The 12,095-nt window shown below is 70.4% G+C and carries 11 protein-coding genes; 8 read left to right on the plus strand and 3 right to left on the minus strand.

All coding sequences use genetic code 11. The features are described 5' to 3' along the window. Positions 1–263: 263 nt before the first annotated feature. Positions 264–2,351, minus strand: a complete 2,088-nt coding sequence (gene malQ, locus IH68_RS0114970) for a 4-alpha-glucanotransferase (RefSeq protein ID WP_030934547.1) — start codon at positions 2,349–2,351, stop codon at positions 264–266. After that, on the minus strand, positions 2,352–2,582 hold the full coding sequence (locus tag IH68_RS0114975) for a hypothetical protein (RefSeq protein WP_030934551.1): 231 nt from the start codon (positions 2,580–2,582) through the stop codon (positions 2,352–2,354). 176 nt (positions 2,583–2,758) lie between these two features. On the opposite strand from IH68_RS0114975, the gene IH68_RS0114980 reads away from it, so the two are divergent. The 3 genes from IH68_RS0114980 to IH68_RS0114990 are packed head-to-tail and all read left to right on the plus strand — an operon-like array spanning position 2,759 to position 5,336. Continuing rightward, positions 2,759–3,292, plus strand: a complete 534-nt coding sequence (locus IH68_RS0114980; RefSeq protein ID WP_030934554.1) for a PadR family transcriptional regulator — start codon at positions 2,759–2,761, stop codon at positions 3,290–3,292. Beyond that, positions 3,289–3,984 (plus strand): ABC transporter ATP-binding protein, encoded by a 696-nt coding sequence (locus IH68_RS0114985; protein ID WP_030934557.1) that lies wholly within the window; start codon positions 3,289–3,291, stop codon positions 3,982–3,984. Before IH68_RS0114980 ends, IH68_RS0114985 begins: the two co-directional genes overlap by 4 nt. Beyond that, positions 3,981–5,336 (plus strand): FtsX-like permease family protein, encoded by a 1,356-nt coding sequence (locus tag IH68_RS0114990; RefSeq protein WP_030934560.1) that lies wholly within the window; start codon positions 3,981–3,983, stop codon positions 5,334–5,336. Before IH68_RS0114985 ends, IH68_RS0114990 begins: the two co-directional genes overlap by 4 nt. An 87-nt stretch (positions 5,337–5,423) precedes the next feature. On the opposite strand, the gene IH68_RS0114995 is transcribed toward IH68_RS0114990, so the two are convergent. Continuing rightward, positions 5,424–5,960: an HNH endonuclease gene (locus tag IH68_RS0114995; RefSeq protein WP_020116449.1), complete on the minus strand. Its 537-nt coding sequence runs from the start codon at positions 5,958–5,960 to the stop codon at positions 5,424–5,426. 323 nt (positions 5,961–6,283) lie between these two features. Here IH68_RS0114995 and IH68_RS0115000 point away from each other — a divergent pair, with 323 nt between their 5' ends. The 5 genes from IH68_RS0115000 (at position 6,284) to IH68_RS0115020 (ending at position 12,069) form a co-directional block, all read left to right on the plus strand. Further along, complete coding sequence (locus IH68_RS0115000; protein WP_030934566.1) at positions 6,284–7,381, plus strand: mechanosensitive ion channel family protein; 1,098 nt, start codon at positions 6,284–6,286, stop codon at positions 7,379–7,381. Positions 7,382–7,584: 203 nt separating this feature from the next. Then, entirely contained in the window at positions 7,585–8,796 is a 1,212-nt protein-coding gene (locus tag IH68_RS0115005) for an ROK family transcriptional regulator (RefSeq protein WP_030934568.1), read from the plus strand. Between the two features lie 97 nt (positions 8,797–8,893). Beyond that, entirely contained in the window at positions 8,894–10,231 is a 1,338-nt protein-coding gene (locus IH68_RS0115010; RefSeq protein ID WP_030934571.1) for an ABC transporter substrate-binding protein, read from the plus strand. Next, positions 10,232–11,173, plus strand: a complete 942-nt coding sequence (locus IH68_RS0115015; RefSeq protein WP_030934574.1) for a carbohydrate ABC transporter permease — start codon at positions 10,232–10,234, stop codon at positions 11,171–11,173. It begins immediately after the preceding gene. Between the two features lie 2 nt (positions 11,174–11,175). Continuing rightward, entirely contained in the window at positions 11,176–12,069 is an 894-nt protein-coding gene (locus IH68_RS0115020) for a carbohydrate ABC transporter permease (protein WP_030934577.1), read from the plus strand. Positions 12,070–12,095 lie beyond the last annotated feature (26 nt).

The raw sequence follows: 12,095 nt of genomic DNA on the forward strand, positions 1-12,095 counted from the left end.
GTCAAAAGTATCGAACGACGATTGGGGCCGCTCGTTCGGGGGGTGCCCTACGAGATCCGCCCCCTCCTCACCCCGGCCGTACCGTCCGCAGTACGTCGATCAGCGCATGCAGCCGCGGTGACCCGGCCAGTTCCTCCAGCGTCACCGGGCGACCCTCCGCGTCCGCGATCGGCAGTCGCCAATTGGGTACTGGCCCCAGGTCCCCGGCAGGTTCTGAGAGCGTGGGGCCGCTCGTTCGGGGAGTGCTCTACGCCCCCCTCTCCTCACTCCGGCCGTACCGTCCGCAGTACGTCGATCAGCGCATGCAGCCGCGGCGACCCGGCCAGTTCCTCCAGCGTCACCGGGCGACCCTCCGCGTCCGCGATCGGCAGTCGCCAGTTCGGGTACTGGTCCCAGGTGCCGGGGAGGTTCTGCGGGCGGCGGTCGCCGGTCGTGTCGGGGAGCCAGATGCCGATCATGCGGGACGGGGTGCGCAGCAGGAAGCGGTGGACGGCCTGGATCTCGGCCTCCTCCTCCGACACGCCGTGCGCGCCGCCGGTGCCGTGCAGCAGGCCGAGGCGGGCGAGCAGGCCCAGCCACTCCCCCGTGTCGTTCGCCGCCTCCGCGCGCTCCTCTTCCAGCGGGCGGGTCAACAGGCCCAGGCGCTCGCGGAGTTCGACGTGTTCGCCGGTGAGGCGGGCGGCGGTGGGCGGCAGGTCGTGGGTGGTGGCGGTGGCGAGGCAGTCGGCACGCCAGGCCTGAGGCGGCAGCGGCTGTCCGTCGCCCTCCCAGTCCCGCTCGAACCACAGCACCGAGGTGCCGAGCACCCCGCGCTCGCGCAGTGTCTCCCGCACCCCCGGCTCAACGGTGCCCAGGTCCTCGCCGATGACGACCGCCCCGGCGCGCGAGGCCTCCAGCACGAGGATGGCGAGCATGGCCTCGGCGTCGTAGCGGACGTATGTGCCCTCCGTGGGCGGATGTCCCTGCGGCACCCACCAGAGGCGGAACAGGCCCATGACGTGGTCGATGCGCAGGGCGCCGGCGTAGCGGAACAGGGCTCGGAGCAATCGCCGGTACGGCGCGTAGCCGGACTCGGCGAGGCGGTCCGGTCTCCAGGGCGGCAGGCCCCAGTCCTGGCCGCGCGCGTTGAAGGCGTCCGGCGGTGCGCCCACCGACATCCCGGCGGCGAAGTACTCCTGCTGCGCCCAGGCGTCGGCGCCGCCGGGGTGCACCCCGACCGCCAGGTCGTGCACGATCCCGACCGGCATCCCGGCCTCGCGGGCGGCGCGCTGGGCGTCGGTGAGCTGGGTGTCGGTGAGCCAGGCGAGGCGGGAGTGGAAGTCGACGCGGTCCATCAACTCCCTGCGGGCGCGCGCGGTTTCGGCCGAGCGGGGATCGCGCAGGGCGGCGGGCCAGCGGCTCCAGTCGGAGCCGTGCACCTCGGCGAGGGCGTACCAGGTGGCGTGGTCCTCCAGGGCCTCGCCCTGCTCGGCGAGGAAGTCGACGTACGCGGCGCGCCGGCCGGGCCCGAGCTCCACCTCGCGGATCAGCTCCAGCGCCTGACGCTTGAGCTCCCACACGGCGTCCCGGTCGATCAGCGCGCCCTTCTCCAGCACCGCTTCGCGCAGTTCGGCGGCGCGCCCCAGCTGCGCCCGCACCCGCTCCCGGTCCTCGACGTGGGCGTATTCGGGGATGTCCTCGACGCGCAGGTGTACGGGGTCGGGGAAGCGGCGGGAGGAGGGGCGGTACGGGGAGGGGTCGGTGGGGGCGCCGGGCACGGCCGCGTGCAACGGGTTGACCTGGACGAATCCGGCGCCGAGCGCACGTCCGGCCCAGGCGGTGAGTTCGGCGAGGTCACCGAGGTCGCCCATGCCCCAGGAGCGCCGGGAGAGCAGGGAGTAGAGCTGGACGAGCAGGCCGTACGAGCGTGCGGTGGGCGTGGGCAGCCGGGGCGGGGCTACGACGAGATGGGCCTCGGCGCTGCGGCCGTCGGGGGCGGTGACCGTCAACCGGTGGACGCCGGGCGGGAGGTGCTCGGCGGACGCCCGCGTCTCGCCCTGCTCGGTCTCGATGCGCAGTCGGGTACCGGCCGGGAGGGCTTCGAGGGCGGAGGACGTGGCGCCGCTCCACAGGACCACCGTCGGCGGCAGCAGCCGTTCGCCGAGCTCCCGCTCGCGGGCGGCGAGCGCGGCACGGGTCACGTCGTCGGTGCTCGCGTCGATGCCGAGGGCGGCGAGGGCGAGGGTGACGGCGGTGGCGGAGGCCGCGACCGTGCGGTCCGGGGAGGGGCTGTAGGAGGTGGCGACGCCGTGCAGTGCGGCGAGCCGGGACAGGTCCTCGGAGGGCGGGTCGGCCGACCCCTGCACCATCATCTAGAACCTCGGAGCGTCCGGCTCGGGGGCCACCGCCTCGCTGGTCAGGGGCGCGGCGTCGGCGAGCGGCGGCTCACTGGTGAGCGGCTCGGCCTCGGGCAGTGGCGGTTCGCTGGTCAGCGGGGTCTCGGCGCAGGCGCCCTCCGCGCTGAAGACGCAGAAGTGCGGCTCGGGATCGAGGGACGGCAGCTGCGCCACGGGTTTGGAGAGGGGGTAAGCCGGTGCGGCCACGGGGGCCTCCTTGTCGAGTACGGCGAGGTTGCGGGTTAACGCAGCCCTACCCACGGGGCGCGGCGGCAGACGTACAGAAGGGGACTACGTGCCCCTCCTCACATTCTGCGTCAACTCCAAGACCCGGCAGCCGCCACTATTCACTCAGTACATGTATCGAGTGCATAATGATCGCCATGAGCACCCGCCACATCCTGCTGGGGCTGCTCGCCTCGGGGCCGAGCCATGGCTACGACCTGAAGCGGCGGCACGACGAACGTTTCCCGCAGGCCCGTCCGCTGGCCTACGGGCAGGTCTACACGACCCTGCAGCGCCTGGTCCGGGACGGCCTCGCGGAGGTCGAGGGCACGGACTCGGACGGCGGCCCGGAGCGGACGACGTACCGCTCGACCGACGACGGGGCGCGTGAACTGGCCAAGTGGGCCGGAGAGGTCGCCCCGCCGGCCCCCTTCGTGACGAACGAGATCTTCGCCAAGGTCGTCGTCTCGATCCTCTCCGGCGGCGACGCGGACGCCTATCTGGCCGCCCAGCGCGCCGCACACATGCAACGGATGCGGGAGCTCACGGCGGTCAAGACGGCGCCCGGCGCCGATCTCGCGACCGTGCTCTCGACGGACTACGCCCTCAACCATCTCGACGCCGACCTCCGCTGGATGACCACGACGGCGGCCCGGCTCACCACCCTGACCGCGGAGGTCGACGCAGCATGAGCAACGGGGACAGCACGGTGCCGCTCCTGGCGGCCCGTGACCTCACCAAGGCGCACAGCAGGACCGAGGCGCTGCGCGGCGCCTCGGTGGAGCTGCGGGCCGGCGAGATCCTGGCCGTGACCGGCACCAGCGGCAGCGGGAAGTCCACTCTGCTGCACTGCCTGGCCGGCATCGTCAGCCCGGACGCGGGCTCGGTGACGTTCGACGGGCAGCGGCTCGACCAGCTGCCGGAGAAGCGGCTGAGCGAGCTGCGCCGGACCGACTTCGGGGTGGTGTTCCAGTTCGGGCAGCTGATTCCGGAGCTGACGGCGCTGGACAACGTGGCGCTGCCGCTGATGCTCGCGGGCGCCTCCCGCAAGGACGCCCGGGCGGCGGCCGGCGAGTGGCTGGAGCGGTTCGGCGTACGGGGGCAGGAGGCGCTGCGGCCCGGCGAGATGAGCGGCGGCCAGGCCCAGCGGGCGGCGCTGGCGCGGGCGTTGGTCACCGGCCCCAAGGTCGTCTTCGCCGACGAGCCGACCGGTGCACTGGACTCCCTGGCGACCGAGCAGGTGATGACGTCCCTGGTCCATGCGACTCGCGAGGCGGGCACGGCGGTGCTGCTGATCACGCACGACGCGCAGGTCGCGGCCTACGCGGACCGCGAGGTCCGGCTGAGCGACGGGGCCGTGCTGCCGGCGGGGGTGACCGCATGAGGGCCGAGCTGCGGCTGGCGTGGCTGCTGACCCGGAGTTCCGACCGCCGCGAAGGCTGGCGCGTGCTCCTCACCACGGTCGGCGCGGCCCTGGCGACCGGACTGGGGCTGGTGATCGCCGTGCTGCTGCCGCTGGAGGGCCACCACAGCATGTCCGTGGGCGGCGGCCTGCTCGACGACCCCGGCACCCGCATCGGCGTGATCTTCGCGCTGCTGATGCTGTTCATCCCGGTGCTCGGATTCCTCGGCCAGTGCGCTCGGATCGGCGCCGTGCACCGGGACCGCAGGCTGGCCGCGCTGCGGCTGGCGGGGGCCACGCCCGCCCAGGTGCGGCGGATCGCGGCGCTGGAGTCCGGGCTGGCGTGTCTGGCGGGTTCGGCGGTGGCCACGGTGTTCTCCGTGCTGATGCTGCTGCGGCTGTGGCGCAGCCCCGACCCCCTGGCCTGGGCGGGCGTCGCCGTGGTGGCGGTCGGGGTGCCGGTGCTTGGCGCGGCCGTGAGCGTGCTGGTGCTGCGGGGCGTGGTGGCCTCGCCGCTGGGGCGGGTGCGGCGGGTGCGGCCGGCCGAGGGTCCGGGGCGGATGTTCCGGGTGGCGACCGCGGTGCTCGCGCTGACGGTGGTGTACATCGTCGTCATCCCCTTCTTCCATGACATCCCGTTCGAGTTCGCGCTCGCCCCGCTGACCGTGTTCGCCGTGTGTCTGCTGGTCGGCGCGGTGGCGGTGTGGCTGACCGGGGCGTCGGCCCGGCAGCTGGGCGAGGGACTCACCGCCCGCGCCAAGAGCCCGGCGGTGCTGATCGCGGCGGGACGGCTGCGCGACGACCCGTGGGCGGCGGCACGCACGCATGCCGCGGTGCTGCTGGTGACGGTGGTGGCCTCGGGCTTCGCGGGCGTACGGCAGGTGATGCTGTCGCAGCTGCACTCCTCGCACGAGCAGTACGCCGAAGGGAACGGGTTCTACGAGAACGGTCTGAACCTGACCGGCGCCGCGATCCTCGTCGCCCTCGCGCTCCTGCTGACCGCGCTCGCCGTGGGCACCGCCGAGTCCGTCGCCACCCGGCGCCGGGGTCTGGCCGCACAGGCCGCCGCCGGGGTGCCGCACGGCGTACTGGCCCGGGCGCTGCTGCTGGAGACCGCGGTGCCGCTGGCGCCCGCGATCGCGGCGGCCGGCCTCGGCGGCACGGTGATCAGCTTCTGGTACGGCTCGATCGCCTCGGCCCACGCGGCACTGCCCGTGCCGTACGCCGCGCTCCTGGTCCCGCTCGCCGTCTACCCGGCCTGTCTGCTGGCGGCAGCCACCTCGCTGCCGCTGCTGCGCCGCTCGATCCGCCCCGCGGAGCTGCGCTACGCATGACGGTCCGGCTCCGGGAGCACGGGGGACTCCCGGGGCCGGGCGGTGACCGCAGGCCCCGTCACCGGGGGTATGCGAAGGCCCGGATCGTCAGGCGGAAATGCCGTCGATCCGGGCCATGGCGTCCTCCGCGCCGTACGGCTGCAAGTACGGCAGCCAGCGCGGGTCCCTATGGCCGGTGCCGATGATGCGCCAGGCCAGGCCGGTGGGTGGAGCGGGTTTGTGGCGCAGCCGCCAGCCGATCTCGAAGAGGTGTCGGTCGGCCTTCACGTGGTTGCAGCGGCGGCAGGACGCCACCACGTTGTCCCAGACGTGTTTGCCCCCGCGGCTGCGCGGGATGACGTGGTCGACGCTGGTTGCGACGCCACCGCAGTACATGCACCGGCCCCCGTCGCGCGCGAAGAGCGCCCTACGGGTCAGAGGAACGGGCCCCCGATAGGGAACCCGGACGAATCGCTTGAGCCGGACCACGCTGGGTGCGGGGACTGTGACGGTTGCGCTGTGCATGAAGGCGCCGGATTCCTCCAAGGAGACAGCCTTGTTCTCCAGGACGAGGACGAGCGCGCGACGGAGCGGTACGACGCCGAGTGGCTCGTACGACGCGTTGAGGACCAGGACATGCGGCACGGATGCCTCCTTGGGCGTCGGCGGCGCGTGGCTCGCGCCGGGACGATCTGTAGTCAGTCTCCCCTCTTGCCTGGTGGAAGCGCCACCATGTCCCGGTAACGGGCTGGGAGTGTTTTCGACCACATCTGATTCATCCCCCGGAGGGGCATCGGTTTATCCCACCTGCTCAACCCGGGGTGGGCACGGTCTCTCCTCAGAAGATGGCAAGGATTCGCACACCATGCCCCGATAGTGTGGTGGGCCTGCCCTCCCGGTGACCTTTTCGTGACCTTGACCGAGTCGACGTACGGGACGGCAGACCGTTGCACCTGGAGGTACCTGCCGTGTCCTTGCCCGCCGTCCTACTGGCCGCCGGTTCGTCGCCGTCGCCGACCCCCTCGGAGTCGACGACCCCGGCGGTCCCCACGTTCCAGGACGCCCAGGAGAGCGCGACCAACGCCGCCAGCTGGGTGGAGCAGAACTGGTCCACGTGGCTCGCGATCGGCCTCAGGGTCCTGCTGATCCTGGTGATAGCCGGGGTGCTCAGAGCGGTCGTGCAGCGGGCGATCACCAAGCTGATAGACCGGATGACCCGCACCGCCGAGGCGGTCGACGGCACCTCGCTGGGCGGCCTGCTGGTCAACAACGAGCGCCGCCGCCAGCGCTCCCAGGCGATCGGCTCGGTGCTGCGCTCGGTCGCGTCCTTCGCGATCCTCGGCACCGCGGCCCTGATGATCCTGGCCGCGTTCCAGATCAACCTGGCCCCGCTGCTCGCCTCCGCCGGTGTCGCAGGTGTGGCGATCGGTTTCGGCGCCCGGAACCTGGTCACGGACTTCCTCTCCGGCGTCTTCATGATCCTGGAGGACCAGTACGGCGTCGGCGACTCGATCGACGCGGGCGTCGCGTCCGGTGAGGTCATTGAGGTCGGCCTGCGCGTGACGAAGCTGCGCGGCGCGAGCGGCGAGATCTGGTACGTCCGCAACGGCGAGGTCAAGCGCATCGGCAACCTCTCCCAGGGCTGGGCGACGGCTGGCGTGGACGTGACCGTGAAGGCGAACGAGGACCTGGACCGGGTGAAGGCCACCCTCGACGAGGTCGCCGAGAAGATGAGCGCGGAGGAGCCCTGGAACGAGCTCCTGTGGAGCCCGATCGAGGTCCTCGGCCTGGACAGCGTGCTGCTGGACTCGATGGTGGTCCGCGTCTCCGCGAAGACGATGCCCGGCAAGTCCCTCACCGTCGAACGGGAACTGCGCTGGCGCATCAAGCGCGCCTTCGACGCGGCGAACATCCGCATCGTGGGCGGCGCGACGGCCCCTCTGGACGAGGAGGAGGCCGCCGACCCGACGGCGGCGGTCGCGGCTCCGTCGGTGTTCTCCAACTCCGATTCCCCGCAGGCGGCAGCGGCATCACCGATCATCCAGCAGCGGTCGGCGCCGAAGTAAGGCCCGGCCGGCCCCACCAGTCACTCCCGCCGCCCCCGAGGTAACGAGTCCGTTGCCTCGGGGGCGGTTTCTCTTGACGCCTCCTTCGCCCTGGGCTTACGTTCCTTTCCAGCCAATAGGAAACTTTCCTAACAGTGATCAGTGGGTCCTCGACACAGTGATCAATGAGAAGCTGGGCAGTCGAAAGGCAGGTGGCGACCCACATGGCAGGAACAGCCGGCACGCCGGGCACCCCGCGCGTCCTGCGCGCCATGAACGACCGCGCCGCCCTGGACCTCCTCCTGGAGCACGGCCCGCTGTCCCGCACGCGGATCGGCAAGCTCACCGGCCTCTCCAAGCCGACCGCCTCCCAGCTGCTCGCCCGCCTCGAAGCGGCCGGGCTCGTCCTCGCCACCGGCACCACCGAGGGACGCCCCGGCCCCAACGCCCAGCTGTACGAGGTCAATCCGGCCGCGGCATACGCCGCCGGGCTCGACGTCACCCCCGAGCGTGTCCTCGCCGCCGTCGCCGACATCACCGGCCGCACGGTGGGCTCCTTCGAGCTCCCGACCCCCGGCAGGCGGCCCACCCAGCCCGTCGTCCGGCAGGTCACCGACGCCCTCGACGGCGCCGTGAAGGCCGCGGGGCTCGCCCGCGACGACATCCACCGGCTCGTCATCGGCACCCCCGGCGCCTTCGACCCCAACACCGGCCGCCTGCGCTACGCCTCCCATCTGCCCGGCTGGCACACCCCGGCCCTCCTCGACGAACTCGCCGCCGCCCTGCCGATGCCGGTCGAGTACGAGAACGACGTCAACCTCGCCGCCGTCGCCGAACAGCGGCTGGGCGCGGCCCGCGGACACGAGGACTTCGTACTGCTGTGGAACGAGGGAGGCCTCGGTGCCGCCCTCGTCCTCGGCGGGCGACTGCACCGCGGCTGGACCGGCGGCGCGGGAGAGGTGGGTTTCCTTCCTGTTCCCGGTGCGCCGCTGGTCCGGCATGTCACCAAAGCCAACAGTGGTGGCTACCAGGAGCTGGCCGGCTCCCAGGCCATCCCGCACCTCGCCGGTGAACTCGGCATCGGAAACATCCCCTCAGGGCCGTACGCCGAGGTCGCCGCCGCCCTCGTCGAGCGGGCCGCCGCCGAGGACACCGTCCTGAACCGCAAGCTGCTGCAGACGTACGCGACCCGGCTGGCCACCGGTCTCGCCTCCCTCGTCTCCGTCCTCGACCCCGAACTCGTCGTCCTCAGCGGCGCCTCGCTGACCTCCGGCGGCGAGGTGCTGCGCGCCCTCGTCCAGGCCGAGCTGGAGGAGCTGGCGGCCTCCCGGCCCCGGCTCGTGGTCGGCGACGTCCGTGAACACCCCGTGCTGCGCGGCGCGTTGGAGAGCGCCCTCGCGACCACCCGCGACGAGGTCTTCGACACCTCGCGCTGACACCCCGTACGCACCGCGTCCGCACCGCGTACGGGCCCCCGCACTCACCCCCCGCCTTCCCTCACCATCCCCTGCCCTGTCCCTGGGAGACCCTGCCATGCCCGGAATATCCCGGAAAGCGGCCCTCGCTCTCGCCGCCTCCGCCTCCCTCGCCCTGCTCGCCACCGCATGTACCGGCCAGTCCTCCTCGAGCGCCGACGACGACGCCTCGAAGGACACGACCATCAACTTCTGGCACGCCTGGAGCGCGCCCAATGAAGTGAAGGCCGTCAACTCCCTGATCGCCGGCTTCGAGAAGGCACACCCCAACATCCATGTGAACGTCGTCGCCAACATGACCGACGACAAGATCAACCAGGCCCTGCGCACGGGCGGCGACAAGGCTCCGGACGTCATCTCCTCCTTCACCACCAACAACGTCGGAAAGTTCTGCTCGTCGGGTGCGCTGGTCGACCTGGGCCCCTTCTTCAAGAAGGCGGGCATCGACCCGGCGACGACGTTCCCGAAGGCGATGAGCGAGTACACCCAGTTCGACGGCAACCGCTGCGCGGCACCGCTGCTGGGCGACGCGTACGGGCTCTACTACAACAAGACGGCCTTCGCGAAGGCGGGTATCAGGACTCCGCCGAAGACATGGTCCGAATTCGAGGCCGACGCCAAGAAACTGACCGTCCCGGACGGCGACAGCTACAAGCAGCTCGGCTTCATGCCGGACTACCACGGCTGGGAGACCACGACCGAGCACTACTTCGGCCAGTTCTCTCCGACGTACTTCAACAGGGCCGGCAAGTCTCAGCTCGCCACGGACCCCGCATTCGAGGCCGGATTCACGCTCCAGAAGAAGCTCGTCGACGAACTCGGCGGCTTCAAGAAGCTGGAGACCTACCGCTCCAAGCTCGGTGACGAATGGGGTGTCAAGCACCCCTTCCACACCGGTCAGGTGGCCATGCAGCTGGACGGCGAATGGCGCCTGGGAATGGCCCTGGACGCCAAGCCGAAGTTCGACATCGGGGTGGCCCCGCTGCCCGTCCCCGACGACCAGGCGAGCCAGTACGGCAAGGGCTACATCACCGGCACCATCACCGGCATCTCCGCCGCCAGCCACAAGCAGAACGCGGCCTGGGAGCTGGTGAAGTACATGACCACGGACACGGACGCCGTGGTGAACTTCTCCAACGCCATCCACAACGTGCCCTCGACGCTGGCCGCCCTGAAGTCCCCGAAGCTGAAGTACGACCCGCGCTTCAAGACATTCCTGGACATCGCCGCGAACCCGAACTCGACCACCTCTCCCGCTTCCATCAACGGCGGGGTGTACCTCACGACGATCCAGAACTTCGGCTACGACTACGAGAGCGGAAAGGTCACCGACCTCGAGGCGGGCCTGAAGAAGACGGCCGCGCAGATCGACACGGACATCGCGCAGGCGAAGTAGATGGCCACGATCACCTTGGCGTCGAAGCGCCGTAAATCGGCGCTTCGGACCCTCGCCTTCATGTCGCCCTGGTTGATCGGGTTCGCGGTCTTCTTCGCGTACCCGATGCTTTCCACGGTCTACTTCTCCTTCATGCACTACGACGGCTTCAAACCGCCGACGTGGAGCGGCACGAAGAACTGGACCTACGTCTTCGAGCACTATCCCTACTTCTGGCCCGCCCTGCGGAACACGCTCTGGCTGGTCCTGGTGACCGTCACGCTCCGGGTCCTGTTCGGGCTCGCCATCGGCCTGCTCATCACGAAGATCAAGACAGCCACAGGCGTATTCCGCACTCTGTTCTACCTGCCCTACCTGGCTCCGCCGGTGGCATCCACCATGGCCTTCGCGTTCCTCCTCAACCCCGGAACGGGCCCGGTCAACTCGATCCTGGAGAAGCTCGGCATCCCGGCCCCCGGCTGGTTCAACGACCCGGCCTGGTCGAAGCCCGCCCTCACCCTCTTGTTCCTGTGGGGGATCGGCGACCTCATGGTCATCTTCATGGCCGCGCTGCTCGACGTGCCCCAGGAGCAGTACGAGGCGGCCGAGTTGGACGGCGCGTCGGCCTGGCAACGGTTCCGGTTCGTCACCCTTCCCAACATCTCGCCGATCATCATGTTCGCCGTCGTCACCGGTGTGATCGCGGCCATGCAGTGCTACACCCAGCCCCTGATCGCGGGGAAGGTCGCCTCGGGCGTGATCCAGGGCGCGGGCACCCAGTTCGAGCCCGGTTACCCGGAGAAGTCGACCCTCACCCTCCCCCAACTCGTCTACAACCTCGGCTTCCAGCGCTTCGACTACGGCTCCGCGTGCGTCGTCGCCCTGGTCCTGTTCGCCCTGTCCATGGCGTTCACCGCGTTCCTGATGCGGCGCCGGGGCGGTCTCAACCTGGCAGGTGACTGACCATGGCCCAAGTACTGGACAAGCCCGTGCGGTTGACGACACCCGTCACCCCCGCCGAACGCACGGCCCGCCGGAAGACGCTGCTGGAGTGGATCGCGATCCACTCCCTCGGGGTGGCCGCCGCGCTCTTCTTCACCCTCCCCTTCGTCTTCGTCCTCCTGACCTCCCTGATGAGCGACACCCAGGCCCTCAGCCGGGACCTGTTCCCGCACACCTGGGAGTGGGGCAACTACAAGAAGGTCTTCGACACCCCGGGCTTCCTCACCTGGTGGAAGAACACGCTGATCTACGCGGGACTGGGAACAGTCCTTACAGTCGTCTCGTCGATCCCGGTGGCGTACGCGCTCGCCAAGTTCCGCTTCCGGGGCCGCAATCTCTCCCTGATGCTGGTCATCTCGATGATGATGCTGCCGCCCCAGGTGGTCATCATCCCGATGTACCTGTTCTGGGCGAAGCAGCTGGACCTGTCGGGCACACTGTGGCCGCTGATCATCCCGCTGGCGTTCGGGGACGCGTTCTCCATCTTCCTGCTGCGCCAGTTCCTGCTGACCATCCCGAACGAGTATCTGGACGCAGCGAAGGTGGACGGCTGCACCGAACTGCGGACCCTGCTCAAGGTCGTCCTTCCGATGGCCAAGCCGGGCATCGCAGCGGTGGCCCTCTTCCAGTTCTTCAACGCCTGGAACGACTACTTCGGCCCCCAGATCTACGCCTCGGAGAACCCGGGCGCCTGGACGCTGAGTTACGGACTGGAGTCCTTCAAGGGCGCGCACCACACCGACTGGAACCTCACCATGGCCGCGACCGTGCTGGTCATGGCCCCAGTGATCCTCGTGTTCTTCTTCGCCCAGAAGGCGTTCGTCGAGGGCGTCACGCTGACCGGAGTGAAGGGTTAACCATTCATGCTGCGTCTCCCCGGGGG

It is taken from the genome of Streptomyces sp. NRRL S-646 (assembly GCF_000720765.1).
Classification (GTDB): domain Bacteria; phylum Actinomycetota; class Actinomycetes; order Streptomycetales; family Streptomycetaceae; genus Streptomyces.